Origin of the sequence: Streptomyces xantholiticus (assembly GCF_014651015.1) — a bacterium.
GTDB lineage: Bacteria > Actinomycetota > Actinomycetes > Streptomycetales > Streptomycetaceae > Streptomyces > Streptomyces xantholiticus.
Genome location: NZ_BMWB01000007.1, coordinates 134,519 through 161,219, shown reverse-complemented (window position 1 = coordinate 161,219; position 26,701 = coordinate 134,519). Strand labels below are relative to the sequence as shown.

The following is a 26,701-nucleotide window of genomic DNA, read 5'->3' as shown; positions in this document are numbered from 1 at the left end:
TCACAGCGGCGGGCGGGGGCACCCGCATGTCCGTGTATCAGCCGGTGTTGCGCAGACCGGCCGCCACACCGTTGACCGTCAGCAGCAGGGCGCGGGCCAGCAGCGGGTCCGGCTCCTCACCGCGTTCGGCCGCATCGCGCTGCCGCTTGAGCAGGGCGACCTGGAGGTAGGAGATCGGGTCGAGGTAGGCGTCACGGATGGAGAACGTCTGCTGCAGCACCGGGTTGGAGCCGAGCAGTTCGTCGTTCCCGGTCACCTTCAGCACCTCGCTGACGGTGAGGGCGTGCTCGGCCTCGATGGTCTCGAAGACGTGCTTCAGATGGTCGGGCACCAGCGTGTCGACGTAGTGGCGGGCGATCCGCAGATCCGTCTTGGCCAGGGTCATCTCGACGTTGGCGAGGAAGTTGCGGAAGAAGTGCCACCGCTCGTGCATCTCGGTCAGGACGGTGTCGAGGCCCGCTTCGCGCAGCGCCTTGAGCCCGGAGCCGACGCCGAACCAGCCGGGCACGATCTGCCGCGACTGGGTCCAGCCGAACACCCACGGGATGGCCCGCAGTCCGTCGAGGCCGGCACCGGAGTCGGGGCGGCGGGAGGGCCGCGAGCCGAGGTGGAGTTCGGCGAGCTGGTCGACGGGGGTGGCGGCGAAGAAGTACGCGGGCAGGTCCGGGTCCTCGACCAGCCTGCGGTACGCGGCGTGCGCGGCGTCGGAGACCGTGTCCATGGCCGCGTCCCAGCGCGCGAGTGCCTCGTCGGACTGGCGGGGCGCGGTGTGCAGTGCGGAGGCCTGGAGCGTGGCGGCGACCGTCAGCTCGAGGTTCTCCCTGGCCAGGGACGGGATCAGATACTTGTCGGAGATGACCTCGCCCTGCTCGGTCACCTTGATCTCGCCCTCGAGGGTGCCCCAGGGCTGGGCGAGGATCGCGTCGTGCGAGGGGCCGCCGCCGCGGCCGACGGTGCCGCCGCGGCCGTGGAAGAGGCGCAGCCGTACGCCGTGGCGGTGGGCGACGTCGCGGAGCCTGCGCTGGGCGCGGTGGATCTCCCACTGGCTGGTGGTGATGCCGCCGAACTTGGAGGAGTCGGAGTAGCCGAGCATGACCTCCTGGACGTCGCCGCGAAGCGAGACGAGCCGGCGGTAGGAGGGGTCGGCGAGCATGCCCTCGAGGATGACGTCGGCGGCCTTGAGCTCGTCGGTGGTCTCCAGCAGAGGCACGATGCCGATCTTGGCCCAGCCGGCGTGCAGGTCGATCAGGCCGGCCTCACGGGCGAGGACGGCGGCAGCGAAGACGTCGTCGGCGCCCTGGCACATCGAGATGATGTACGACTCGATGACCTCGGGGCCGAACCGTTCGAAGGCTTCCTTCACGGTGTGGAAGACGCCGAGGGTCTTCTCGCCGGCGGCGTCGAGCGGGGCCGGGGTCGGGGCGAGCGGCCGGCGGGAGCGGAGCTCCTTGGCGAGCAGCTTCTGCCGGTATTCGCGCGGCATGTCCGCGTACCGCCAGGACTCCTCGCCGAGCCGATCGAAGAGCTGGCCCAGGGCGTGGTGGTGGGCGTCGGCGTGCTCGCGTACGTCCATGGTGGCGAGCTGCAGGCCGAAGGCGGACAGGGTGCGGATGACCCGGTCCATGCGGCCGTCGGCGAACAGGCCGCCGCGGTGTGCGCGCAGCGAGGTCTGGATGACGGTGAGGTCGGCGATGAGCTCGGAGGTGCCCAGGTAGTCGCGGCCTTCCTCGTGCGGGGTGCCCTTGGCGAGGCGCTCGCGGGTGTTGACGAGCTTCTGGCGGATGCAGGTGGCCTTGAGCCGGTAGGGCTCCTCCGCGTTGAGCCGCTTGTAGCGGGGGCTGATCTCGGGCAGCCGCTCCAGGTCGGTCCCGAGCGAGGCGAGCAGCTCGTCGGTGGCTCCGGCGTAGCGGATGGAGTTCGACAGCAGGCCGCGGAGGTAGTCGATGACCTCGATGGCGTCGGTGATGCCGTGCTCGTGCTGGAGGATCAGCACGTCCCAGGTGACGGCGGGGGTGACGTTCGGGTTGCCGTCGCGGTCGCCGCCGATCCAGGTGCCGAAGGTGAGCGGCCGGGTGCCCGGGGGCAGCTCGACGCCGACGCGCTCGAGCTCGGCGGCGAGGTCCTCCAGTACGTCGCCGACGGCGCCCGCGTGCAGTTCGTCGAGGTAGTAGATGGCGTTGCGGGCCTCGTCGGCGGGCTCGGGCCGGACGACGCGCAGCTCGTCGGTCTGCCAGATGAGGTCGATGTGCTCGGCGAGCCGCAGGTCGTGGCGGCGCCGGTCGGCCGCGATGCCCGGGTTCTCCAGCAGCTCCGCGATGCGGCGCAGCTTGTTCAGCACGGAACGCCGGGCCGCCTCCGTCGGGTGGGCGGTGAAGACGGGCCGTACGTTCAGGTTCTTCACGGTTTCGCGCAGGTGCTGCGGGTCCGCGTCCTTGAGCCGGTCGGCGGTGCGGGCCAGTAGGCCGCCCTCGGCGGCGCGCTTCTCGCGCATCTCGTGGCCGCGGTGCACCTGCTCGGTGACGTTGGCGAGATGGAAGTACGTGGAGAAGGCGCGGACCAGCTTGGCCGCGGTCTCCAGGTCGGTGTCGCCCAGCAGCTGTGCTGCGGCCTCACCGTCGGTGCGTGTCAGGGCTCGGACACGCTCGACGAGGTCGAGGAGTTCCGGGCCCTCCTGGCGGACGAGGGTCTCACCCAGGAGATCGCCCAGTCGGCGGATGTCGGCACGCAGTTCTGCACTGGCTGTGGGTGTCTGGTCGGCACTGCTCACAGGTGCGGCTCCTTGCAGTGTTTGAGCACGTCTGGAGGGGTACTGGAGGCTTGCGGACCGCGCTGTCCGACGTGACACAGGATAGGTGTCCATTTTCGCGGCGTTGTCCACAGGTCTCTTGCCGCGCTGCTCGGCGCTGCCATACTTACGTCGCCGTAGGTTACGGAACCGTAGCCAGGCGTCCGTCCCCGCTCTCCCCACCCCCAGGGAACCCACATGACCACAAGTCCCGACCTGCTGGACGACGTCCCGGAGACCCCGGAGTCCGACCTGCCCTTCGCGACCCGGGGCGGCGACAGCAAGCGGTCGATCGAACAGATCACCCTGCTGCTGTTCATCACGGTGCCTTTCCTCGCCCTGCTGGCGGCCGTGCCGCTCGCCTGGGGGTGGGGGGTGAGCTGGCTCGACCTGGGGCTGCTGGTGGCGATGTACTACATCGGCTGCCACGGCATCACGATCGGCTTCCACCGCTATTTCACGCACGGTTCGTTCAAGGCGAAGCGCCCGCTGCGCATCGCGCTCGCGATCATGGGTTCGCTGGCGGTCGAGGGGCCGCTGGTGCGCTGGGTGGCCGACCACCGCAAGCACCACAAGTTCTCCGACGCGGAGGGTGACCCGCACTCGCCGTGGCGGTTCGGCGAGACGGTGCCCGCGCTGATGAAGGGCCTGTGGTGGGCGCACATCGGCTGGATGTTCGACGAGGAGCAGACGCCGCAGCACAAGTACGCGCCGGATCTGATCAAGGACCCGGCGCTCCGCCGGGTCTCCCGCGGCTTCGTCTACTGGACGGTGCTGTCGCTGGCGATCCCGCCGCTGGTCGGCGGTCTGGTGACGATGTCGTGGTGGGGCGCGTTCACTGCCTTCTTCTGGGGCTCGCTGGTCCGCGTGGCGCTGCTGCACCATGTGACCTGGTCGATCAACTCGATCTGCCATGCGGTGGGCAAGCGCCCCTTCAAGTCTCGGGACCGTTCGGGGAACGTGTGGTGGCTGGCGGTGCTGTCGTGCGGCGAGTCGTGGCACAACCTGCACCACGCCGACCCGACGAGCGCACGGCACGGTGTGCTGCGCGGACAGCTCGACTCCAGCGCCCGACTGATCCGCTGGTTCGAGAAGGCGGGCTGGGCGTACGACGTGCGCTGGCCGCAGCAGTCCCGTATCGACGCCCGGCGCAGTGACTCCAGGGCCGGTGAAACCCGCCGTGAGAAGGGTGCCGCGAAGACGGCATGATGGACGTCGTGGCGAGTGACGGAAGTATCGGCAGCCCGGAAAAGACCAGGACGCCCGGCGGCAGGCGGGCCCGCCGCGTCCGCATGACCGGCGCCGAGCGCCGTGAGCAGCTGTTGGACATCGGCCGTGCGCTCTTCGCGGAGAAGGGCTTCGAGGGCACGTCCGTCGAGGAGATCGCGGCCAAGGCGGGGGTGTCCAAGCCGGTCGTGTACGAGCACTTCGGCGGCAAGGAGGGGCTCTACGCGGTTGTCGTGGACCGTGAGATGCGTCAGCTGCTCGACATGGTGACGGGGGCACTGACCGCCGGGCACCCGCGCGAGCTGCTGGAACAGGCGGCCTTCGCGCTGCTGGACTACATCGAGAGGTACACGGACGGATTCCGCATCCTGGTGCGCGATTCGCCCGTCGCCCAGTCGACGGGCACGTTCGCGTCCCTGATCAGCGACATCGCCACCCAGGTCGAGGACATCCTGGGGATGGAGTTCAAGAACCGCGGATTCGATCCCAAGCTGGCCCCGCTGTACGCGCAGGCGCTGGTCGGCATGGTGGCGCTGACGGGCCAGTGGTGGCTGGACGCGCGCCGCCCGAAGAAGGCGGAGGTCGCGGCCCATCTGGTGAACCTGGCGTGGCACGGTCTCGACGGTCTCGAGCAGAAGCCGCGGCTCATAGGGCACCGCAAGAGCTGAGCGCGTCGGGACCAGGACCGCCGGGCGCCCCGCGGACTGCGGGGCGCCCGTGCGTCCTCACGGGAGCGGTGTCATGACACCTTGCGCCCGACGGCGAAGATCCGCCGGAAGGGGAACACCGTGCCGTGCGGGCCGGGCGGGTACGCCTTGCGGAGCAGGTCCCGGTACTGGCCGAGGAATTCCGCCCGGGCCTCCGGGTCGTCGGCGAGCTCGGTCAGCACGGGCCGCAGGGCCGTGCCCTTGACCCAGTCCAGTACGGGGTCCTCGCCGCCGAGCAGCTGGAGGTAGGTGGTCTCCCAGGCGTCGGCGTCGCAGCCGAGGTCGGCGAGGCGGCCGAGGTAGTCGGCGGGTTCCAGGACGTGGACGTAGCGCCGGCCGTGGCCGCCGAGGCGGGAGCGCCACTGCGGGGTCTCGCACAGCTCGGCGAGGAGCGCATGGCTGGGCGAGGTGAAGTTGCCGGGGACCTGGAAGGCGAACGTGCCGCCGGGGACGAGTCCGTCGATCCAGGCGGCGAAGGACTCGGGGTGGTTCGGCACCCACTGCAGGGCGGCGTTGGACACGATCAGGTCGTACGGCTCTTCCGGGATCCAGTGCGCGGCGTCGGCCGGCCGGAAGTCGAGCCGGCCGCCGCCCGGGGTGGTGGCGGCGTGCTCGTTCTCGGCCTGGGCCAGCATCTGGGGCGAGAGGTCGAAGCCGGTTATATGGGCGTCGGGCCAGTGGTCGGCGAGCAGTGCGGTGACATTGCCGGGCCCGCAGCCGATGTCGGCGATCCGGGCGGGGCGGTTGCCGGAGGGCAGCGGGGGTATGCGGGCCAGCAGGTCAAGGAACGGACGGGTGCGGTGCCCGGCGTGGCGGAGGTACTGCTCTGGGTCCCAAGTGGGCGCGGAATGCATGGTGGAGTCCCCTCGCAGGAACGGAAGGCCGAAACGGAACGGTGTTCCCGGCCGACCTGCCCAATAGTCCAGCAGACTATATCTTGACGTCAAGAGACTTCACGTCGACAGACCCTTTACACTGATCGACATGGAGGACGAGGTCGATCGACTGGTCGCAGCATGGCGCCGTGAGCGCCCGGACCTCGACGTGGAGCCGCTCGAGGTGCTCAGTCGCGTCTCCAGACTCGCCCGCCATCTCGACCGCGCCCGGCGCATCGCCTTCTCCGAGCACCAGCTCGAGCCGTGGGAGTTCGACGTGCTCACGTCGCTGCGCCGCGCCGGGGCGCCGTACCAGCTCTCCCCCGGCCAGCTGCTCACGCAGACCCTGGTCACCTCCGGCACGATGACCAACCGAATCGACCGCCTCGCCAAGAAGAACCTGGTCGAGCGGCTGCCCGATCCGAGCGACCGGCGCGGCGTCCTGGTCCGTCTGACGCCCGAGGGCCGCGACCGCGCGGACCAGGCGCTGGCCGGGCTGCTCGCCCAGGAGCGCGCCATCCTCTCCGAGCTGTCCCGCGCCCAGCGCGCGGAACTGGCCGCGCTGCTACGCCAGTTGACCGCCCCGTTCGACAACGTCCCCGGCTAGCTCGGCGGGGCCGACGCCGGCCCGGCGGGCCAGGGCGACCGCGGCCAGCGTGGAGTGGACGCCGAGCTTGCCCAGCACGTTCTGCATATGCGTCCGGACGGTGTGCGGGGACAGGAAGAGGCGCTCGGCGACGGCCTTGCGTCCCAGGCCCGCGACCATGCAGCGCAGCACCTCCTGCTCGCGCGGCGTCAGCGACTCCACCAGCCGCTCGCTCTCGGTGCGGTGCTTGCGGGCCGCCGTCATCTCCCGCAGCACGCCGGTGAGCAGCGCGGGCGCCAGATGGGTCTCGCCGCGCAGCACCCCGCGGACCACCGCGAGCAGACGCTGCAGTGAACAATCCTTGGCCACCCAGCCGCTGGCACCCGCCTGCAGGGCCAGCGCCGCCCGGCGGGCGTCGTCCTTCTGGGCCAGCACGACCGAGCGCACCGCGGGCTGGAGCGAGCGGACGCCCGCCACCAGGGAGATCCCGTCGACGAGGCCGTCCACTCCACCGTCGGGCACCGCACGGGCGACCGCGACGGCGGTGGGCGGCACCGCGGAGGCGGCCCCCAGGTCGGCGTCGACGAGCATCACGTCGAACCTGCGGCTCTCCGCCGCGGCGCGCTCCAGGCAGCGCAGCGCGGCAGGCCCGCTGCCAGCCGCGGCGACCTCGACATCGGGCTCTGCCGCGAGAGCCGCGGCGAGCGACTCGGCGAAGATCCGGTGGTCGTCGACGACCAGAACCCGGATTCGGACCACAGGACACCCCCACTGCCACAAGACGGGTCGGCACGGGTACGCCGCCCGGGGGACGGGGGGTCCCGTGCATCGCCCGGCCGCCGCCGTGCTGTGACCGATACCCCGCCCCGGGCACCGTACCCGGCTGTTTCGCCCCCTGATCGGCACCGGCCCCCACCGGTGCTGTGGTTCAGAGTACGGACGCGGGGCGGCGGCGGAAGGTGATTTGCAGAACTGATCGCCACCGTTGTTCCTGGTGTGGCCCCTGTTCCTGCCTGGACGGAAGTCGTCGTCTCACGACAGGCGGCGGGCCCCCGCCGACGGGATCGCGGTGAAGACACGCGGTCCCTGGAGGAAGGTCGTCTCGAAGGCCGCCAGGACCGACGTGGCCACGGTCGGCGCCCGGGACGTCTCCGTCAGCACGATCGCCGAGCCGCCGAAGCCGCCGCCGGTCATCCGCGCGCCCAGCGCGCCGGCCGCCAGGGCCGACTCCACGACCAGGTCCAGCTCCGGGCAGGAGATCCGGAAGTCGTCCCGCAGGGAGGCGTGCCCCTCGGTGAGTACGGGGCCGACGGCCCGCACCTCACCCGCCTCCAGATGCGCGATCACCCGCTCCACTCGGTGGTTCTCGGTCACGATGTGCCGCACCAGCGGACGCACCTCAGGGTCCTCGAGGCGGGCGAGGGCCTGGTCCAGCCCGTCGTACGGCACGTCCCGCAAAGCCTCCACACCGAGCGCCGCCGCGCCCGCCTCGCAGCCGGCGCGCCGCTTGCCGTACTCGCCGTCGCTGTGGGCGTGCTCGACGCGGGTGTCGACGACGAGGAGTTCCAGACCGTGGGCGGCGAGGTCGAAGGGGATCTGCCGCTGCGAGAGGTCACGCGTGTCCAGGTAGAGGGCGTGGCCCTCGGTGCAGCAGGCGGCGGCAGTCTGGTCCATGATCCCGGTCGGGGCGCCTACGTAGACGTTCTCCGCGCGCTGGCACAGGCGGGCCAGCCGCCACCGCTCCAGGCCCAGTTCGTACAGGTCGTTCAGGGCGAGGGCGGTGACGACCTCGAGCGCCGCGGACGAGGAGAGGCCGGCGCCGGTGGGCACGGTCGACTCGTAGTGGATGTCCGCGCCGCTGACCGCGTGGCGGGCCTCGCGCAGTGCCCACACGACGCCCGCCGGGTAGTCGGTCCAGCCTGCGGGGCCGCCGGGGGCGAGCTCGTCGACGTGCAGTTCGACCGCCCCGCCGGGCATGTCGGCGGAGGTCAGCCGCAATACGCCGTCGTCGCGGCGGGCGACGGTCGCCACCGTGGTGTGGGGCAGCGCGAAGGGCATCACGAAGCCCTCGTTGTAGTCGGTGTGTTCACCGATCAGATTCACCCTGCCGGGCGCCGCCCACACGCCCTCGCCCCTGAGGCTCATGATGCCTTGGCCCTCCTGCGGGCGAAGGCCCAGGCGTCGGTGACGATGTCGGCCAGGTCGGCACGGCACGGCTTCCAGCCCAGGCGTTCCTGGGCCGTTGCGGCGGAGGCGACCAGTACGGCGGGGTCGCCGCCCCGGCGTTCCGCGACCACCTCGGGCACCGGGTGGCCGGTGACCAGGCGGACGGTCTCGATGACCTCGCGCACCGAGAAGCCGTTGCCGTTGCCGAGGTTGCAGATCAGGTGCTCGCCCGCGGTGGCCGCGTCGAGCGCAAGGAGGTGGGCCTCCGCGAGATCGGCGACATGGATGTAGTCGCGGACGCAGGTGCCGTCCGGGGTCGGGTAGTCGTCGCCGTAGACGGAGATCGACTCGCGCCGGCCGAGGGCGACCTGGAGCACCAGCGGGATGAGGTGGGACTCGGGGTCGTGGCGCTCGCCGCAACTGCCGTAGGCGCCCGCGACGTTGAAGTACCGCAGGGAGACCGCCGCGAGGCCGTGGGCCGCCGCCTCACCGGTGATCATGTGGTCGACGGCGAGCTTGGAGGCGCCGTAGGGGCTGGTCGGGGAGGTCGGATCGGACTCGGTGACGGGGGTGGAGACGGGCTCGCCGTAGGTGGCCGCGGTGGAGGAGAAGACCAGCGTGCGCACACCGGCGGAGCGCATGGCGGCCAGCAGCTCCATGGTGCCGCCGACGTTGTTCGCCCAGTACTTCTCCGGCTCGGCGACCGACTCGCCGACCTGCGAGAAGGCGGCGAAGTGCAGCACCCCGTCGTACGAGGCGTCCAGCCACCGGGCGGCGTCCTGGATCCGTCCCTCGACGAACTCGGCGCCCGCGGGCACGCCTTCGCGGAATCCGGTGGAGAGGTCGTCCAGCACGGTCACCCGGTGACCGGCTTCCAGCAGATGCTGCGCCACCACACTGCCGACATATCCCGCACCGCCGGTGACCAGGTATTTCTTGCTCACTTGCTCGCTACCTCTCGCAGTCGCCGCGCCGCGGCCTCCGGCGGCACATCGTTGATGAACACGCTCATACCGGATTCGGAACCCGCGAGGAACTTCAGCTTGCCGGAAGTGCGGCGGATGGTGAAAAGCTCGAGATGGAGGCCGAAGGCGTCCCTTCCCCCGCCCTCGAACGGGGCCTGGTGCCAGGCGGCGACGTAAGGGGTGGGCGGTCCGCCGGCGCCGAAGATCCGGTCGAAGCGCCTCAAGAGTTCCAGATAGATCTGTGGGAACTCCGTGCGCGCCGCGTTGCCTAGCTTCCGCAGGTCCGGCACTCGCCTCTTGGGGTGCAGGTGCACTTCGAACGGCCAGCGCGCCGCGTACGGCACGAAGGCGATCCAGTGCTCGCCCTCCAGCACCACCCGTACGCCCTCCTCGCGCTCGCGCGCGACCACGTCGTCGAAGAGGTTGCGGCCGGTCCCGGCTCGGTGGGAGGCGAGGGAGCGGAGCATCAGTTCGGTGCGCGGGGTGATGAACGGGTAGCCGTAGATCTGCCCGTGCGGGTGCCCGAGCGTGACGCCGATCTCCGCGCCGCGGTTCTCGAAGCAGAAGACCTGCTTGACCTGTGGAAGTCCGGCCAGTTCCGCGGTGCGGTCCGTCCACGCCTCGAGGACCAGGCCGGCCTGCGCCTCGGTGAGATCGGCGAAGGACGCGTCGTGGTCGGAGGTGAAGCAGACGACCTCGCAGCGGCCGGCGTCGCCGGCCAGGGACGGGAAGCGGTTCTCGAAGACGACGACCTCGTAGTCGGCGGCCGGGATCTCACTGGGAGCCCCCTCACGGGACGGGCACAGGGGGCACTCGTCGGCCGGCGGGTGGTAGGTGCGGCCCTGGCGGTGCGAGGCGATCGCGACCGAGTCGCCGAGCAGCACGTCGCGCCTGATCTCCGCGGTGGTGGCGACCGCGTCGAGGGGCCGGTGGTCGACGGCATCGCGGACGGCGTCGTCGCGCGAGTCGTAGTAGAGCAGCTCACGACCGTCGGCGAGACGGGTCGACGTCTTCTTCACTCGGAGCTCCCTCACGACTCCCATTCAACAGAATCGAACACAGCAAACCACAAGTCAACAGCTTCCGTCAACGAGTCCATCCGCGGGCAGCCGGAAGCGGGCATGCGGATGCAGGGCTGCCGGCCACGGTGTGCCCGGGCATCGCCGTGATCGGCCCTGCTCCGGCGTTGATGGCCGGCAGGCGGCCGACGTCCCGCGGTCGACGCCCGTCCACATGCGGCATGTGTTCACGTACGACAGACGGGCCCGGTACATGAAGAAAGGCCGCGACGACCGGTACTACCTGCGCTTCTTCCCGCCGATCACGGCGACCGGTGAGCTGTGCTCCACAGGCACCGTGTCCCCTGCGGCTTCTCGGGCACGGGCCACCTGCGGACCCGTCCTCACGAAGGGCGCGGCCGGGTTCCGTACGCCGCCCGGTCCAGCAGGCCGGTCCGGGCGGCCAGTGCCGCCGCCTCCAGCCGCGATCCGACGCCCAGCTTCATCAGCACGCGCTGCACATGCGTACGGGCCGTACTCGGTGCGATCCCCATACCGACGGCGATCAGCCGGGTGTCCTCGCCCTCGGCGACCCGCACCAGCACCTCGACCTCGCGCGGCGTCAGCAGCTGCAGCAGCCGCTCGCCCTCATCGTCGGGCTGCGCGGCCGGATTGAGCAGCTCCGCGAACGCGCCCTGCAGCAGTTGCGGCGCCACCACCGCCTCCCCCGCCCGGGCCTTCACCAGTGCCCGCTCGACCCCTTCGATGCGCTCGTCGTGGCGCACGTAACCGGACGCGCCGGCGGCGAACGCCGCGGCTATCCCACGGGGGCTGGGCACCGGCCCGAGCACCACCACCGCCACCTGCGGCCGCTCCCGTTTGATCCGCACGACCGGGTCGAAGACACCGGGCTCCGCGGGCGTCGCCGTGCCCAGCAGGCACACGTCGGGAGACCTCGCTATCACCAGCTCGGCCGCCCCGGACGCGGGGGCCGCCGCCGCGAGCACCCGGTGCCCACGCAGTTTCAGCGCAGAGGCGAGCGCCTCTGCGAGCAGTCTGTGGTCGTCGACCACCATGAGCCGAACACCCATAGAGCAACCCCCGTCCCGCTGGAGTCGGCCCCCCGGCCCTCCCCACTACCCCGTCAGTCCCGGCAAGCTACACGCTTGCTCCGCGAAGCGCGCCCCCGACTGCACAGAAGCCCCCCAGAATGCCGAATTACGCACCAAACAGGCCTACTTGCTGTACAACCCGGTGGCGTACGGCAAACGGCCCGGTCCCCCGCCGGAGCGAGGGGCCGGGCCGCGGTGTGCCGGTCTGTGAGGTCAGCCCTTGGGGCCGAAGGAGATGGCCAGGTACTTCGTCGAGCTCGAGCTGTCGGTCCCGGGCTCGCTCAGGGTGTCGTCAGCGATGAACAGACGCCCGTTCTCGAAGCGGTACTCGGAGCCGGTCTCGACGAAGCTCGTCTCCGCGTCCCGCACCGTCTTGTCAGCGGGATTCACCAGCAGCACGGTCTCCTTGAGCGTGGCGCCGTTGATGCTGACGACCTGGCCGCCCTTGTCGTACGGGGGCCACTTGTAGGCGATGATGTTGCCGCCGTCCATGCGCAGCGGCAGCGAGTGATACCCGTTCCCGGCGTCCGCACGGCCGCTGACGGCCTTTCCGGTGGCGAGGTCGAAGGCGACGATCTCGTTGGTGCGCGAGTACGACTCGCCGGTGCCCTCGTGCTCCTCCGTCGGCAGGTAGATCCTGTCGTTGCCGACGACCACGAACTGGCAGCCCTCGACACCGTCACTGGCGGAGCACCGGGCCAGGTACTTGTCGCCCGGCGCGGCGATCCTCGCCCGCAGCTTCCCGGTCTTGATGTCGATCGAGAAGAAGTCGGAGATACCGAAGGAGCCGGTGTCGCCGACGTCGGCCGCGACGACCAGCGGGTCGGAGGAGACGACCCGCGCGTCCTCCAGACCGTCGGGCATCTTGAATGAGGAGAGCGGTGTGCCGTTCTCGGGGTTGAGCGCCTGGATGGTCACCGACGGTGCGTCGTAGGAGCCGCACCGGCGCACCGCGATGAGTGCCTTGCCACCGCCGTAGCCGATGTCCCTGCACTGCTCGGCGTCGACCGTGGGCTTCCAGCGGACGGCGCCGGTGGTCAGGTCGAAGGCGGCGCTGCCGCTGAGGTCGCCCGCGGCCACGGTGTTGCCGCTGATGGTGACCTGGTCGAAACGGGCCTTCTCGTCACCGCTCGAGCCGCCGGTGACGGACTTGCTCCAGAGCAGCTTGCCGGCGGTGAGGTCGACGACCCCGACCTCGGAGCACGGCGGGTAGCCCTTGTCGCCCTTGGCCCGCTTCTTGGCCTCGAAGACGACCGCGGTCTTGTTGTCGTCCGTCAGGTGACGCGAGGCGGCGCACACCTGACCGGGCAGCGGCAGGGTCCACAGCTTCGATCCCTTGGTCGCGTCGTACGCCTCGATCGTGTTCACACCGGTCTTGACGTACGCCTTGTCCGTGACCCAGGAGCCGGGCACGCCGGTCACGTCGATGCGCGGCGGCAGCGGCAGCTGGAAGGCGACCTTGGAGGCGGTGTCGGCGGGGGCCTTCTCGGTGCCCGGACCGTCGGGGGCGGCCTGGGACTCCTCGCCCTTGCCGTCCTTGCCGCCGTCCGTGCCGCCCGAGCTGTTGCCCGCCCGGTCCTGCTTGCCGCCGTCGTCCTTGGTGGAGGAGTACCAGAAACCGCCGCCGATGATGAGGACGATGGCGAGGCACGCGGCTATGACGATCTGCAGCTGCGTCTTGTTCAGCAGCCCGCCGCCACCCGCCGACGCCCCGGCGGGCTGCGCCGCCATGGGCTGCGTCGGGGCGCTGTAGGCCGGCTGGCCGGGCGCGCCCTGCTGCGGGTAGCTGTAGGCCGGCTGGCCCGCGGGCATGCTCTGCGGCGCCGTCTGCGGATATCCGTAGCCGGGCTCCGCCGGCGGCGGGGACTGCGGAGGCGTCTGCGGGTAGCCGTAGGGCTGGTTCTGCGGGGGCGGCGGGGTGCCGTACCCGCCGGCCGGCTGCTGGGGGTCCTTCGAGAGTCCGAAGCCGCCGCCCGCGGGCTGGCCGGGCGGCTGGTTCGGGGGCTGTCCCGGCGGCGGGCCGGGCGGCTGACTGGGCGGTGGCGGCGGCTGCGTCATGGCGTGCTTACCTCTGGGGAAGGGAAGGTGGGTGGTGCGACGGCGAAGGCGGCGGTCACTGGCCGAAGCCCATCATGGTCTTCGTCTCCTCCTCCGCCTTGTCGTTGGGCGCGCTCACCCGGCCGCTGGCGAGGAAGAACCGCCCGTCGGCGTACGCCATCTTCGGGGAGTAGAAGGAGCTCTCGATCTCGGCGGTCGAGGCGGGGTGCTGGAGCAGTGTCTTCGGCGCGCCACCGGTCGGTGCGACGGTGGCCACACCGCCGCCCGTGTTGTACGAGGGCTGCATGTAGACGAGGACGTTGCCGCCCTCCATGCGCAGCGGCGTCATCTTGCGCTCACCACCCGCGGGCGAGCGCCAGGCCTCCTTGCCGGTGTCGAGGTCGAAGGCGACGAGCTCGTTGGCCTTGCCGTACTCGGTCTCCGTGGCCATGTAGAAGTGCTTCGCGTCGGCGGCGACACCGGTGCAGCCCTCGAGGTTCTGCCCGAAGATCACGAACGCGCCGCCGCAGCGCGGCTGGAACTTGTCGTTCTTGCCGCCCGCGATCTGCGAGCGCAGCTTGCCGTTGTCGGTCAGCGCGATGATCGACCACTTCTTCTCGGGCTCGCGCTGGGTGATGGAGACGACCAGTGGGCTGACGGAGTAGACCTTGTCGATCTCCCAGCCCTCCGGGGTGTTGTACGTCCACTGGGGCTTGCCGGTGGACGGGTCGATCTGCTGGATCTGGTGCTTGGGCTTCTCCGGGTCGGAGTCGCAGGCGGCACCGGCGATCAGCTTGGGCCCCCCGGCGTAGGCGAACGGCTCGCAGCCGCTCTTGGGCGTGCCGAACAGCTGCTTGCCGGTGGCCACGTCGAAGCCGTACGAGTTGCTGCCGCCACCGACCGCAAGGGTCTTGCCGGAGATGGACAACGTGTAGTCGGCGAGCGAGGCGAAAATGCCGGAGGGCTTGGGAATCGACTTCTTCCAGCCGGCCTTGCCGGTGTTCATGTCGATCATCTGGAGGTCGTTGCACTTGGCCTTGTCGGTGAGGCCGTCCTTCACACCTACGACGATCTTGCCGTCGCTGGAGGACTGCACCGACGCCGAGCACACGTCGGCGGGCAGCGCAACACTCCACTTCTTCTGCCCGTCGGTCACCGAGTAGCCGGCGACCTCCCGGTACATGGCCTTGACGACCGTGTCGCCGTTGACCCACGGGCCGAAGACGTCGGCGCCGTTGCGGGGCAGGTCGATGTCGTTCTTGGTCAGGAAGAGGACCTTGGCCTCGCCGTCCTGGCGGCCGGCGTTGAGGTCTTCGTCGCCCTCACGGCCGGTGCCGCTGCCGTCGCCCTGGTCGACGGATTCGGAGCCGGTCGGCTTGGGATCGTCGCTCGACTTGCTGACGTTCGGCTTGTCTTCCTTGTCGTCGCCGCTCAGGGCGAACCAGGTACCGCCGCCGACGACGAGCAGCGCGGCGGCCGCCGCGGCCACGATGATGCCCGTCCTGCCCTTGAAGAAGCCGCCCCCGCTGCCGCCCCCGGGGGCCGGCGCGCCCGGGTACTGCGGCTGCGTCGGGTAACCCCCGTAGGGACCGGGCTGGTTGTAGGGGCCGGCCGGCTGGTTGTACGGTCCCGGCTGGTTGTACGGTCCCGGCTGGCCAGGAGGCTGACCCCCTGGGCCCTGCGGCCCGGGAGGTGCCCCCAGCGGGTAGCCGTAACCGGGCTGGGCCGGGGGCTGTTGCGGGTAGCCGTAACCGGGGGCCGGAGCACCGGGGGGCGCAGCCGGCGGCGTCTGCGGCGGGCCCTGCGGGGCGGGCGGCATCTGCGGCGGCTGCGCGGGCGGCTGATGAGCACCCTGCTGAGGGTCCTGCGGTGCTCCGAAGCCCGGCTGCGGCGGTTGCTGGCTGGGCGGCTGAGTCATCAGCGCCTCCCCCTTTTTCCGTACGGTCTGCTGCCCGGCCGTACTCCCCCGCTGTTCCGGTCGGCTCATTGCCCCGGAAAGGAGTGAATCGGACAAGGATTCCGTTTGATTTGTGTCAGTCGAGCGGGCCCTCTTTGTATCACCCGCGACCAAGGGGGAGTCGGCTCGGTCCACCCCTGTTCCCAAGGGAGGACCGGGCCGTGATGGGGCTGTTACGCGCTTTGCACGGCATCTCTACGGGCCGGTACGGGGACGCTTCGTCAGGCGTCTTCCGCCAGTTCGAGCCACCGCATCTCCAACTCGTCCCGCTCGTCGGCGAGTTCACGGAGTTCCGCGTCCAATTTGGCCACCTTCTCGAAGTCCGTGGCATTTTCCGCGATTTGCGCGTGCAGCTTGGTCTCCTTGTCGGACACCTTGTCCAGCTGCCGCTCGATCCGCTGCAGTTCCTTCTTCGCCGCGCGGGCGTCCGCCGCCGACTTCTCCTTGACGGCGCCGGCCGGGGCGGGCGGCGGCGTCGGTGCGGCGGCCTCGACCATCCTGGCCCTGCGCTCCAGGTACTCGTCGATGCCGCGCGGCAGCATCCGCAGCGTGCCGTCGCCCAGCAGCGCGAACGTACGGTCCGTGGTCCGCTCGATGAAGAACCGGTCGTGCGAGATGACCACCAGCGAACCGGGCCAGCCGTCGAGGACGTCCTCCAGCTGGGTCAGCGTCTCGATGTCGAGGTCGTTGGTGGGCTCGTCGAGGAACAGCACGTTCGGCTCGTCCATCAGGAGGCGCAGCAGCTGGAGCCGGCGCCGCTCACCACCGGACAGATCGCCGACGGGCGTCCACTGCTTCTCCTTGCCGAAGCCGAACTGCTCGCACAGCTGGCCCGCGGTCATCTCCCGGCCCTTGCCCAGATCCACCCGGTCCCTGACCTGCTGCACCGCCTCCAGCACCCGCAGCGTCGGTGGCAGTTCGGTCACGTCCTGCGAGAGGTAGGCGAGACGCACGGTCCTGCCGACGACGACCCGGCCCGCCACGGGCTGCTCCTCGCCCTGGGAGAAGGCCGCCGTGGCGAGGGTAAGCAGCAGCGACGTCTTGCCGGCGCCGTTGACACCGACCAGGCCGATGCGGTCCCCGGGTCCCAGCTGCCAGGTCAGATGCTTCAGCAGCACCTTGGGCCCGGCCTGGACCGTCACGTCCTCCAGGTCGAAGACCGTCCTGCCGAGACGCGCGGAGGCGAACTTCATCAGCTCGGACGTGTCACGCGGCGGCGGCACGTCGGCGATCAGCTCGTTCGCCGCCTCGATGCGGTAGCGGGGCTTGGACGTACGGGCGGGGGCGCCGCGCCGCAGCCAGGCCAGCTCCTTGCGCATCAGGTTCTGCCGCTTGGCCTCCTCGGTCGCGGCGATGCGCTCGCGCTCGGCCCGGGAGAAGACGTAGTCGCTGTAGCCGCCCTCGTACTCGTACACATCTCCGCGCTGCACGTCCCACATCCGGGTGCAGACCTGGTCGAGGAACCAGCGGTCGTGGGTGACGCAGACGAGCGCGGAACGCCGGGCCTGGAGGTGCTTCGCCAGCCAGGCGATGCCCTCCACGTCGAGGTGGTTGGTGGGCTCGTCGAGGATGATCAGGTCCTGCTCGGCGATCAGCAGCTTGGCCAGCGCGATACGGCGGCGCTCGCCGCCGGACAGCGGCCCGATGACGGTGTCGAGTCCCTGCGGGAAGCCCGACAGGTCGAGGCCGTCGAACAGCCCGGTCAGTACGTCACGGATCTTGGCGTTGCCGGCCCACTCGTGGTCCGCGAGGTCACCGATGACCTCGTGCCGGATCGTCGCCTCCGGGTCGAGCGAGTCGTGCTGCGTGAGCACGCCGAGCCGCAGCCCGCCGCTCTGGGTGACCCGGCCGGTGTCGGGCTCCTCCAGCTTGGCGAGCATCCGGATGAGGGTGGTCTTGCCGTCGCCGTTGCGGCCGACGACACCGATGCGATCCCCCTCGGAGACGCCGAGGGAGACCCCGTCGAGCAGGGCGCGTGTTCCGTACACCTTGCTGACTGCCTCGACATTGACCAGGTTGACGGCCATTTCTCTCCTGACAGGGGGAACGATCGACCTCCCAGCCTACTTGTCAGGCACGGCTGCCCCGTCCGGCGCGTTCCACCAGCAGCCAGCCGCCGAGCGCCATGACCACCGCGGCGGGCGCGCTGACGTGCACGGCGACCAGCATCGCCGTCCGGCCTTCGAGCAGCCCGCCGAAGCCGACCATGGACAGGCCGAGGACGCCGAACAGGCAGAGCGTGATCCCCGCGGCGGCGATCGGCGCGGTGCCCCGCACCGGCGCTGCACTGCCGTGCGCGGGCCGTTCGAACCGGCGGAACCCGGCGACGAGCAGGGCCGTCAGTCCCGCCGCCACGGCCACACGCAGCGGCACCTGCGCCCACCAGGCGGCTGTGGCCGGCTCCGGCAGTGCGAACCCTGCCGCGATCATCGCACCGTAGACGCCGAGCATGGCGGTGAGGTGCCACAGGAACGCGGTCATGGCGATCCCGTTCGCGGCCACCACTCCCCGCCAGACGCGGGCCCGCCGTACGAACCGTGTCCCCGGGCCCCGCAGCAGCTCCACCGCGCCCACCAGCCACAGGGCGTGGAGGAGCAGGGCGAGCGTCGGCGGGGCCATGTTCGAGATCTTCTCGCCGGGCATCCCGACCATGGACAGCGGATACGGCCCGAGCGCGACGAGTGCGGCGGCCCCGGCGAGACCGGCCGCCGCGAGGGCGGCAGGCCTCCGGATGCGGCCGTCGGCACGCAGGAAGCCGAGCTGGTGGACGGCGAGCCAGACGAAGGCGAAGTTCAGGAACTCGACGAAGGGGACATGGGCGGCGAACCGCAGGACGTCCACGGCCACGGCCGCCCCCACGAGCCCGCCGAAGGCGCCCCAACCGTAGCGCTCGTGCAGCCTCAGCAGCGGCGGCGTGAACGCGACCATCGCGAGATAGATCCCGATGAACCACAGCGGCTGCGCCACGAGCCGCAGCGCGACCCCGGTCATCCCGCCGCCCCCGCCGAGCAGCTGCACGACGAGCGCGGCGGCGCCCCAGACGAGGACGAACGCCATGGTGGGCCGCAGGAGCCGCTGCAGCCGGACGCGCAGAAACACCGAGTACACGGAGCGGTCCGGGTAGCGGCGGCGCAGCGACCGGTAGGAGAGGGCGTGCGAGAACCCGCCGACGAAGAAGAACACGGGCATGACCTGCAGGCCCCAGGTGAGCAGCTGCAGCTCCGGCACGACGGCCAGCAGATTCCCGACGCCGTCGCCGGTGACGGCGGCCATCAGCCAGTGCCCCCCGACGACGGTCCCGAGCGAGGCGACCCGCAACAGGTCGATGTACCGGTCCCGTGTACCGGGCGTGGCGGCGGCGAGCTCACGAGCGGTGGTTCCCATGGGGGTACGGTGCCGGGACGGTGGGGGTGAGCGGGAGAGCGCTCGTACTCAGGTGAATGCTGAGTACGTGGGCGTCTGCGGGGCAACGGGGCCGCTGCGCGGAGCTGTTCCCCTTCCCGGGACCGGGCTCCGCCGGTACGCCGCGCCTCGGACGCCGACGGGGACTGGACGATCCGGCCCGCCCGGCGGTCGAGGACACCGCGTGAAGCGCGGTACGGAGTCCGGGCGGAGCCCGGTCCCGGGATGGGGCGGGGAGGGGAGCAGGCCCACGCGGCGGCCCGACCGCGTCAGACGGCGACCGCCCTCGCTCCCATCGCCGGCGCCCCGGCAACCCGCGCCGCCCGGCACGTGCCTGACGCCCTCAGGGCCGTGGCCACGCCCTCCGCCGCGTCCTCGTCCTTGACGAGGAACGCCGTCGTCGGGCCCGAGCCGGAGACCAGCGAGGCGAGCGCCCCTGCACCGGCACCCACAGCCAGCGTGTCCGCGAGCGGCGGCCGCAGGGAGAGGGCCGCCGGCTGGAGGTCGTTCGACACCGCGTCCGCCAGTGCGAGGACGTCGCCCGTGCGCAGCGCGTCCAGCAGCGCGGGCGAGGCGACCGGGGCCGGGACGCTGAGGCCCTCGTTCAGCCGGTCGAACTCCGCGTACACCGCGGGAGTGGAGAGCCCGCCGTCCGCCACGGCGAACACCCAGTGGAAGCTTCCGCCGACCTCGAGTTCGGTCAGCCGCTCGCCGCGCCCGGTGCCCAGCGCCGCCCCGCCCACCAGACTGAACGGCACGTCGGACCCCAACTCCGCACAGATGGAGAGCAGTTCTTCGCGCGACGACCCGAGTCCCCACAGCGTGTCGCACGCCAGCAGCGCACCCGCGCCGTCCGCGCTGCCGCCCGCCATGCCGCCGGCGACCGGGATGTCCTTGGCGATGTGGATGTGGACGTCGGGTGCGATGCCGTGGCGGGCCGCGAGCAGTTCGGCGGCGCGCGCGGCCAGGTTCGTGCGGTCCAGGGGCACCTGTTCGGCGTCCGGCCCGGTGCAGGTGATCGTCAGCGACGCGGCGGGGCGCACCGTCACCTCGTCGTAAAGCCCCACCGCCAGGAAGACGTTGGCGAGGTCGTGGAAGCCGTCGGGGCGTGCACCACCGACCGCCAGCTGGACGTTGACCTTGGCCGGCACCCGTACCGTCACGCTGCGAACGGTCACTTCTTCGCCTCCGCGATCCGTGCGAACTCCTCCACCGTCAGCGACTCGCCCCGCGCCTGCGGCGACACACCTGCCGCGACGAGCGCCGCCTCGGCCGCGGCCGGCGACCCGGCCCAGCCGGCGAGCGCGGCCCGCAGGGTCTTGCGCCGCTGTGCGAAGGCCGCGTCGACCACCGAGAAGACCTCCGCCTTGGAAGCAGTCGTCGCCACCGGCGAGGTCCGCCGCACCAGCGACACCAGCCCCGAGTCCACGTTGGGCGCGGGCCAGAAGACGTTGCGGCCGATCGCCCCGGCCCGCTTGACCTCGCAGTACCAGTTGGCCTTGACGGACGGAACGCCGTACACCTTGTTCCCGGGCCGTGCGGCGAGCCGGTCGGCGACCTCTGCCTGGACCATGACCAGGGTCCGTTCGATCGTGGGGAAGCGGGCGAGCATGTGCAGCAACACCGGCACCGCCACGTTGTACGGCAGGTTGGCGACAAGGGCGGTCGGCGGCGGACCCGGCAGTTCCTGCACATGCATCGCGTCCGAGTGCACCAGCGAGAAGCGCGAGGCCCGCTCCGGCAGCCGCGCCGCGACCGTCGACGGCAGCGCGCCGGCGAGCACGTCGTCGATCTCGACGGCGACGACCCGGTCCGCCGCCTCCAGCAGGCCGAGGGTCAGCGAGCCCAGCCCGGGGCCGACCTCGACGACCACGTCGTCGGGCTTCACCTCGGCCGTGCGCACGATCCGGCGGACCGTGTTGGCGTCGATGACGAAGTTCTGGCCGCGCTGTTTGGTGGGCCGTACGCCCAGCGCGGCGGCCAGCTCGCGGATGTCGGCGGGGCCGAGGAGTGCGTCGGGATCAGTGGTGCTCACCGATACAGCCTACGGCCGCAGTGCGGCCACGGACTCGCCCCCCGCTGCACATAGAGCTTCTTCGCCCGGTACGTCTGCTCCTCGGCGGGCGCGTCCTGCGGGCGTCCGCTGCCGCCCAGCGAGCGCCAGGTCGCGGTGTCGAACTGGTACAGCCCGCCGTGGTTCCCGGAGGGGTCGACGGCGTCGGGCCGCCCACCCGACTCGCAGGCGGCGAGCGCCTCCCAGTCCAGCCCGTCCACCCCGCGCACGGAGGACGGCGGTTGCCGCGTGCCGGTCCTCACCTGCCGGGTGACGGGTTCGCGTACCCGTTCCTCGTCGATCCGCCGGGGCTCCTTGCGTACGCCGTTGACGGTCCGCACGGCGTAGGTGACCCGGCGCACACCCGGCTCGCCCTGCTGTACGACGGCCTCGGTGCCGGCGAAGGAGGCGGGGTCGCGGGTCCTGACCACGGCGAAGTCGACCGGCTCCTCCCGTACCTTGCGGCCGCCGCTGATCCGCAGGACCGCGACGGCCCGGCCGTCGCGCGGGAACCCGATGGGCGGCACGGACGTGGTGTGCTGGCCGCGCAGCACGTTCCCCGCCTCGCCGAACACTTCGCGCACGGAGGCGGCGTTGGTGCGGATGGTGCGTTCGCGTCCGTCGGCCATGAACGTCACGGCCCGCTCCGTGCGCACGTCCAGGACCAGGCCGGTCCGCGGGATCGGGGTGGAGCGCGGCACGGAGACGTACGCGCCCTCTGTGCGTACGCCGAGTTCGCGCAGGGCGGCCTCCACCGTGCGGGCCGTCGTCCACACCCTTTCCCGGAAGCCGTCGAGGGTGAGTGTCAGGGGCCTGCCGTAGCGGACGGTGATCTCGTCACCGCCGTCGAGAGCCGCGTCGGGGCCGGGGGCGGCGACGTCGTGCGCACGCAGGTCGACGCCTTGCTCCTCGAGGAGTTCGGACACGTCGTCGGCGAAGGTGTGCGCGGTCCGGGGCACGCCGTCGACGGTGAGGCGGACCGCCTTGTCGTCGGCGACGAAGGCGGACGTCCCTCCGGCGAGGAACGCGACGACGAGGGCCTGCGGGACGAGCCGGCGCAGTGCCTCAGGCAGCTCGGCGGGCCGCCGCCGTGCCCCGCGCCGCGCCTGCGCCCGCCCGACTCGGCGGGCGTCCTCCGCGGTGTGAACGCCGGCCGCGTCCCCGCGCACCCGGTCGGCCGCCCCGGGCGGCGTCGACTGCCGCGGCAGCGGCGGCCCCGGGCGGCCGGCTTCCCCGAGGTCCAGGTACGGCACGGTCGGCGCCTGCGCCAGGACGTGCTGACGGCGCCGGGCCTCTGCGGCCCCGGCGTCCCTGCGGAGGTCCACGTACGGCAGGGTCGGCGTGTAGGCCGCCGTGAGCGGGACGTCCACGACGGTCGGCTGCGGAGCCGCCGACGGCCCGAGCGGCGCCACTCCTTTGCTGCTCCCCCACCACGTACCCGCGCGCCGCGCGCCACGTGCCGCGCGGTGACTGCCCTGCGAATTACTCACACTCACGACGCTCCGTAAGGTCCGGCCAGCCAAGTGGCAACGGACAGTAGCGGAGGGATCATCACTCTCCAAGATGGACACGAACACGCAGCGTTGGGAAGGCGGGCTCCCGGTCCGGTCAGTATCCGAATGCGCGCGCGGTATTGGTTGCGATCGCCCCGGCCAGAGCGTCCTCGTCCATCCCCTTGACCGCCGCCATGGCGCGGAGCGTGACCGGAATCAGATACGGCGCATTGGGCCGTCCGCGGTACGGCGCCGGTGTGAGGAACGGCGCGTCCGTCTCGACGAGTACCAGTTCGGCGGGCGCCACGGCGAGCGCGTCGCGCAGCGGCTCTGCGTTCTTGAAGGTCACATTGCCGGCGAAGGACATGAAGTAGCCCGCTGCCGCGCAGACTTCGGCCATTTCCGCGTCGCCGGAATAGCAGTGGAACACCGTGCGCTCCGGCGCCCCTTCCTCCGCCAGGATCCGCAGCACATCCGCGTGCGCGTCGCGATCGTGGATGACGAGCGCTTTGCCGTGCCTTTTGGCGATCTCGATATGGGCGCGGAACGAGCGTTCCTGCGCGGCGATGCCCTCAGGCCCGGTGCGGAAATGGTCGAGGCCGGTCTCACCGACGGCCTTGACCTCGTCGAGCGCGGCCAGCCGGTCGATCTCCGCGAGCGCGTCGTCGAGCGCGGCCTCCCCGCCCGCGTCCCGCGCACCCTGCCGCGACCAGCCCTGCGGATCGCCGAGCACGATGCGCGGCGCCTCGTTCGGGTGCAGGGCCACCGCGGCGTGCACCTCACGGTGCGCGGCGGCGGTCTCCGCCGCCCATCGGGAGCCCTTGATGTCGCAGCCCACCTGGATCACGGTCGTCACACCGACTGCGGCGGCCCTCGCCAGGGCCTCCTCCACGGTGCCTTCCTGCATGTCCAGATGGGTGTGCGAATCGGCGACCGCGACACCGAGCGGTTCGGGCAGCGGCGGCGGTGCGGATTTCGAACTCATGGGCGCGATCCTACGTAAGGAGCGCCCGGCGGCTCATGTGCGGTGGTGGAAGGGGTGCAGCAGATCGGAGAGGTGCCAGTGGCGCGCTTCCGGTTCCGCCTCTGCGGTCCCCGGGTCCACGGTCGACTCGTCCGCGGTCGACTCGTCCACGGTCGACCCCGCCGGCGGCGGCGCGGTCGCGACGGGGGCCGCCACCGGAGTCACCGGCCCGGACGGGGAGGCGGACGACACGGGCGACGCCGTGCCCGGTTCGGTCAGCCCCATCAGGGTCCGCACTGTCGAGACCCGGCCCGGCTGCATGATCCTTACGACGTGGCCGCCGCAGTTGCCGCAGGTCGGGCTGGACAGCGGAGACGGGACCCGTCGCCCGTCCGTCTTGTACACCACGAAGTCCTCGCCCGCCGGGTCGGTGTGATGCTCGATCTCGTAGGACTGTTCCCACCCGTGCCCGCAGCGCATGCAGGCAAAGGAATACGCCTCATGGACCGTGGCGGTGTGTGTGGTCTCACTCATGCCGGCTCCTCTCCACCTGGGTCCAGTGGACGCCTTTTCGGGCGGGAGCGCATCAGCGCCTGTCGATTGATTGTGCGGTCTTTTGATTTTCCATACAGAAGAGGTCAGGACACGGTCTGCGCTTTGCTTTTCACGATAGACCTTTACCTTCTGCCGACGCCGGTCCAGCCGCGTTCTTTGCCGCGACGACCGCATCGAACACCTCCCGTTTGGGAAGCCCCGCCTGGGCGGCGACCGCGGCGATGGCCTCCTTGCGCCGCTCCCCCGCCTCCTCCCGCACCCGCACCCTGCGCACCAGCTCGTCGGCGTCAAGTTCCTGCGGACCGGTCTCGGGCGCGCCCTCGACGACGACGGTGATCTCTCCCCGTACGCCCTCGGCCGCCCAGGCCGCCAGTTCACCGAGTCCGCCGCGCTTCACTTCCTCGTACGTCTTGGTCAGCTCCCGGCACACGGCGGCCCTGCGGCCGGGCCCGAAGACATCGGCCATGGCCGCCAGCGTGTCGTCGAGGCGGTGCGGCGCCTCGAAATAGACGAGGGTGCGGCGCTCGCCCTCGACCTCGCGGAGCCTGCCGAGCCGCTCGCCCGCCTTGCGGGGAAGGAAGCCCTCGAAGCAGAAGCGGTCCACCGGCAACCCGGACAGGGCGAGGGCGGTCAGCACGGCCGACGGGCCGGGAACCGCGGTGACCTTGATGTCCTGCTCCACCGCGGCAGCGACCAGCCGGTAGCCGGGGTCGGACACCGACGGCATGCCCGCGTCGGTGACCAGCAGCACCCGCGCCCCGCCGGCCAGCGCCTCCACCAGCTCCGGAGTCCGGGCCGCCTCATTGCCCTCGAAGTAGGAGACGACCCTGCCCCGCGTGTGCACGCCCAGCGCCTGGGTGAGCCGGCGCAACCGCCGGGTGTCCTCGGCGGCGACGATGTCGGCGCCCTCGAGTTCGGCGGCGAGCCGGGGCGGCGCGTCCGCCACGTCACCGATGGGCGTCCCTGCGAGTACCAGCGTTCCTGTCACACTCGCCATCCTCCCAGGACGGGGAGCACCAATCGCACAGCCGTGTTCCTTACGATGGCGCGGTGACCAGTACCGCGCCACAGCCCCTGCGGGGCAAGGACGACGCCGAACAGCAGCCGCCCGGCTGGGAGCACCGGCTGCGCCGCTTCGGCTACACGCCCAAGCCGGTGATCGGGCTGCGGGACCGCCTGGTGCCCCCGTACGTCCGGCCCTCCCGGCAGCTGTGGACGGTATTCGGCATCCCGCCGCGGGCCGTCGAGCCGCTGCTGCGCGTCGCCGCGTGGGGCGGACCGCTGCTGGTCGCCCTGGTCGCGGGTGTGCTGCGGTTCTGGAACCTGGGACAGCCCCATGCGGTGATATTCGACGAGACGTATTACGCCAAGGACGCCTGGGCGCTGATCAACCAGGGGTACGAGGGCAGCTGGCCCAAGGACATCGACGAGTCGATCCTCGAGGACCCGTCGGCCGTCACGATCCCCACCGACCCCGGGTACGTGGTGCACCCGCCCGTCGGCAAGTGGGTGATCGGCCTCGGCGAGAAGATGATCGACTTCACGCCCTTCGGCTGGCGGTTCATGGTCGCCCTGCTCGGCACGCTGTCGGTGCTGATGCTCTGCCGCATCGGCCGGCGGCTGTTCCGCTCGACGTTCCTCGGCTGCCTCGCGGGACTGCTGCTCGCGGTGGACGGTCTGCACTTCGTGATGAGTCGCACGGCGCTGCTCGACCTGGTGCTGATGTTCTTCGTGCTGGCGGCGTTCGGGGCGCTGATCCTCGACCGCGACCGGGCCCGGCTGCGGCTCGCGGCGGCGCTTCCCGCGGACGACGACGGCACCCTGCGACCGGACGCGCGGATCGCACAGACGCTGCGCCTCGGCTGGCGGCCGTGGCGTCTGACGGCCGGCGTGATGCTCGGCCTGGCGGCCGGCACCAAGTGGAACGGCCTGTTCATCCTGGCGGCGTTCGGCCTGATGACCGTGTTGTGGGACGTGGGCTCGCGCCGCACGGCGGGCGCGGTCCGCCCGTACCGGGCCGTGCTGAGGAAGGACCTCGTCCCGGCGTTCGTCTCCACCGTCCCGGTCGCGTTCGTGACGTACATGGCCTCCTGGACCGGCTGGCTGGCCACCGACAAGGGCTACTACCGGGACTGGGCATCCGACGGCGGGGGCAAGGACAGCAACTGGAGCTGGCTGTTCCCCGACTGGTGGCGCAGCTTCTGGCACTACGAGAACCAGGTCTTCGACTTCCACGTCGGCCTGACCTCCGGCCACACCTACGAGTCGAACGCCTGGAGCTGGCTGGTCCTCGGCCGCCCTGTCTCCTACTACTACGAGGACCCGAAGCCAGGTGTAGAGGGCTGTCCGAAGGACGCGGTCGACAAGTGCGCCTCCGAGGTCCTGGCCCTCGGCACCCCGCTCCTGTGGTGGGCCGCGTGCTTCGCGATCTGCTACATCGCCTGGCGCTGGCTCTTCCGCCGCGACTGGCGCGCGGGAGCGATCCTGTGCGCGATCCTGGCCGGCTGGCTGCCGTGGCTGCACTACCAGGAGCGCACGATCTTCCTCTTCTACGCGGTCGTGTTCGTCCCGTTCCTGTGCCTGGCGGTGGCCATGATGATCGGCGCCATCCTCGGCCCACCCGGCTCCGACGAACGCCGCCGCGCGATCGGCGCCATCGGGGCGGGTGTGCTGGTGCTGCTGATCGTGTGGAACTTCATCTACTTCTACCCGATCTACACGGGCACGCCGATCCCCATGGACGACTGGCGCAACCGCATGTGGCTCGACACCTGGGTCTAGCCGGGATCAAGGCGGGCCCGACACCTCTCGGTGTCCGG

Annotated in this window: 21 protein-coding genes; 4 read left to right on the top strand and 17 right to left on the bottom strand. The window is 71.3% G+C overall.

Annotated elements, in window-relative coordinates; genetic code table 11:
* Nucleotides 1-37: 37 nt before the first annotated feature.
* Nucleotides 38-2,767 (bottom strand): phosphoenolpyruvate carboxylase, encoded by a 2,730-nt coding sequence (ppc, locus tag IE198_RS14150; protein ID WP_189886368.1) that lies wholly within the window; start codon nucleotides 2,765-2,767, stop codon nucleotides 38-40.
* A 216-nt stretch (nucleotides 2,768-2,983) separates the two neighbouring features.
* On the opposite strand from ppc, the gene IE198_RS14145 reads away from it, so the two are divergent.
* Both IE198_RS14145 and IE198_RS14140 read left to right on the top strand, forming a co-directional pair.
* Complete coding sequence (locus IE198_RS14145; RefSeq protein ID WP_189886366.1) at nucleotides 2,984-3,994, top strand: acyl-CoA desaturase; 1,011 nt, start codon at nucleotides 2,984-2,986, stop codon at nucleotides 3,992-3,994.
* On the top strand, nucleotides 3,994-4,680 hold the full coding sequence (locus tag IE198_RS14140; protein WP_229833931.1) for a TetR/AcrR family transcriptional regulator: 687 nt from the start codon (nucleotides 3,994-3,996) through the stop codon (nucleotides 4,678-4,680). The genes IE198_RS14145 and IE198_RS14140 overlap by 1 nt, the downstream gene beginning before the upstream one ends.
* A gap of 71 nt (nucleotides 4,681-4,751) precedes the next feature.
* Here IE198_RS14140 and IE198_RS14135 read toward each other — a convergent pair whose 3' ends face one another.
* On the bottom strand, nucleotides 4,752-5,573 hold the full coding sequence (locus tag IE198_RS14135; protein WP_189886362.1) for a trans-aconitate 2-methyltransferase: 822 nt from the start codon (nucleotides 5,571-5,573) through the stop codon (nucleotides 4,752-4,754).
* A gap of 130 nt (nucleotides 5,574-5,703) precedes the next feature.
* Between IE198_RS14135 and IE198_RS14130 the strand changes: the two genes are divergently transcribed.
* A complete protein-coding gene (locus IE198_RS14130; RefSeq protein WP_189886360.1) occupies nucleotides 5,704-6,201 on the top strand; it encodes a MarR family winged helix-turn-helix transcriptional regulator in 498 nt (165 codons plus the stop codon).
* On the opposite strand, the gene IE198_RS14125 is transcribed toward IE198_RS14130, so the two are convergent.
* From IE198_RS14125 to rsmI, 15 genes are all read right to left on the bottom strand, one after another.
* Nucleotides 6,160-6,939: a LuxR C-terminal-related transcriptional regulator gene (locus tag IE198_RS14125; RefSeq protein ID WP_189886358.1), complete on the bottom strand. Its 780-nt coding sequence runs from the start codon at nucleotides 6,937-6,939 to the stop codon at nucleotides 6,160-6,162. The genes IE198_RS14130 and IE198_RS14125 overlap by 42 nt on opposite strands.
* A 273-nt stretch (nucleotides 6,940-7,212) precedes the next feature.
* Nucleotides 7,213-8,325, bottom strand: a complete 1,113-nt coding sequence (gene galK, locus IE198_RS14120) for a galactokinase (RefSeq protein WP_189886357.1) — start codon at nucleotides 8,323-8,325, stop codon at nucleotides 7,213-7,215.
* The gene (gene galE, locus IE198_RS14115; protein ID WP_189886355.1) at nucleotides 8,322-9,290 is read right to left on the bottom strand and encodes a UDP-glucose 4-epimerase GalE; all 969 of its coding nucleotides are present in this window, start codon (nucleotides 9,288-9,290) and stop codon (nucleotides 8,322-8,324) included. The genes galK and galE overlap by 4 nt, the downstream gene beginning before the upstream one ends.
* Nucleotides 9,287-10,330, bottom strand: coding sequence for a galactose-1-phosphate uridylyltransferase (gene galT / locus IE198_RS14110; RefSeq protein ID WP_189886353.1), 1,044 nt, complete (start codon nucleotides 10,328-10,330; stop codon nucleotides 9,287-9,289). The genes galE and galT overlap by 4 nt, the downstream gene beginning before the upstream one ends.
* A 383-nt stretch (nucleotides 10,331-10,713) precedes the next feature.
* A complete protein-coding gene (locus IE198_RS14105; protein ID WP_189886351.1) occupies nucleotides 10,714-11,400 on the bottom strand; it encodes a helix-turn-helix transcriptional regulator in 687 nt (228 codons plus the stop codon).
* Between the two features lie 234 nt (nucleotides 11,401-11,634).
* Nucleotides 11,635-13,479, bottom strand: coding sequence for an outer membrane protein assembly factor BamB family protein (locus tag IE198_RS14100; RefSeq protein ID WP_189886349.1), 1,845 nt, complete (start codon nucleotides 13,477-13,479; stop codon nucleotides 11,635-11,637).
* 55 nt (nucleotides 13,480-13,534) lie between these two features.
* Nucleotides 13,535-15,376 carry an outer membrane protein assembly factor BamB family protein gene (locus IE198_RS14095; RefSeq protein ID WP_189886347.1) on the bottom strand — a complete coding sequence of 614 codons (1,842 nt, stop codon included), beginning with the start codon at nucleotides 15,374-15,376 and terminating at the stop codon, nucleotides 13,535-13,537.
* A gap of 260 nt (nucleotides 15,377-15,636) precedes the next feature.
* Nucleotides 15,637-17,442: an ABC-F family ATP-binding cassette domain-containing protein gene (locus IE198_RS14090; protein ID WP_189886346.1), complete on the bottom strand. Its 1,806-nt coding sequence runs from the start codon at nucleotides 17,440-17,442 to the stop codon at nucleotides 15,637-15,639.
* Nucleotides 17,443-17,485: 43 nt separating this feature from the next.
* The gene (locus IE198_RS14085; protein ID WP_189886344.1) at nucleotides 17,486-18,799 is read right to left on the bottom strand and encodes an acyltransferase family protein; all 1,314 of its coding nucleotides are present in this window, start codon (nucleotides 18,797-18,799) and stop codon (nucleotides 17,486-17,488) included.
* Between the two features lie 287 nt (nucleotides 18,800-19,086).
* Nucleotides 19,087-19,995, bottom strand: coding sequence for a 4-(cytidine 5'-diphospho)-2-C-methyl-D-erythritol kinase (locus IE198_RS14080; RefSeq protein ID WP_189886342.1), 909 nt, complete (start codon nucleotides 19,993-19,995; stop codon nucleotides 19,087-19,089).
* Nucleotides 19,992-20,852 (bottom strand): 16S rRNA (adenine(1518)-N(6)/adenine(1519)-N(6))-dimethyltransferase RsmA, encoded by an 861-nt coding sequence (rsmA, locus tag IE198_RS14075; RefSeq protein WP_189886340.1) that lies wholly within the window; start codon nucleotides 20,850-20,852, stop codon nucleotides 19,992-19,994. The genes IE198_RS14080 and rsmA overlap by 4 nt, the downstream gene beginning before the upstream one ends.
* Nucleotides 20,849-22,282: a resuscitation-promoting factor gene (locus IE198_RS14070; protein ID WP_373299860.1), complete on the bottom strand. Its 1,434-nt coding sequence runs from the start codon at nucleotides 22,280-22,282 to the stop codon at nucleotides 20,849-20,851. The genes rsmA and IE198_RS14070 overlap by 4 nt, the downstream gene beginning before the upstream one ends.
* Before the next feature lie 196 nt (nucleotides 22,283-22,478).
* Entirely contained in the window at nucleotides 22,479-23,348 is an 870-nt protein-coding gene (locus tag IE198_RS14065) for a TatD family hydrolase (protein ID WP_189886338.1), read from the bottom strand.
* Nucleotides 23,349-23,381: 33 nt separating this feature from the next.
* Nucleotides 23,382-23,861, bottom strand: a complete 480-nt coding sequence (locus IE198_RS14060; protein WP_189886336.1) for a hypothetical protein — start codon at nucleotides 23,859-23,861, stop codon at nucleotides 23,382-23,384.
* 130 nt (nucleotides 23,862-23,991) lie between these two features.
* Nucleotides 23,992-24,879 carry a 16S rRNA (cytidine(1402)-2'-O)-methyltransferase gene (gene rsmI / locus IE198_RS14055; RefSeq protein WP_189886334.1) on the bottom strand — a complete coding sequence of 296 codons (888 nt, stop codon included), beginning with the start codon at nucleotides 24,877-24,879 and terminating at the stop codon, nucleotides 23,992-23,994.
* 53 nt (nucleotides 24,880-24,932) lie between these two features.
* Here rsmI and IE198_RS14050 point away from each other — a divergent pair, with 53 nt between their 5' ends.
* The gene (locus tag IE198_RS14050; protein WP_189886331.1) at nucleotides 24,933-26,663 is read left to right on the top strand and encodes a dolichyl-phosphate-mannose--protein mannosyltransferase; all 1,731 of its coding nucleotides are present in this window, start codon (nucleotides 24,933-24,935) and stop codon (nucleotides 26,661-26,663) included.
* Nucleotides 26,664-26,701: the final 38 nt, after the last annotated feature.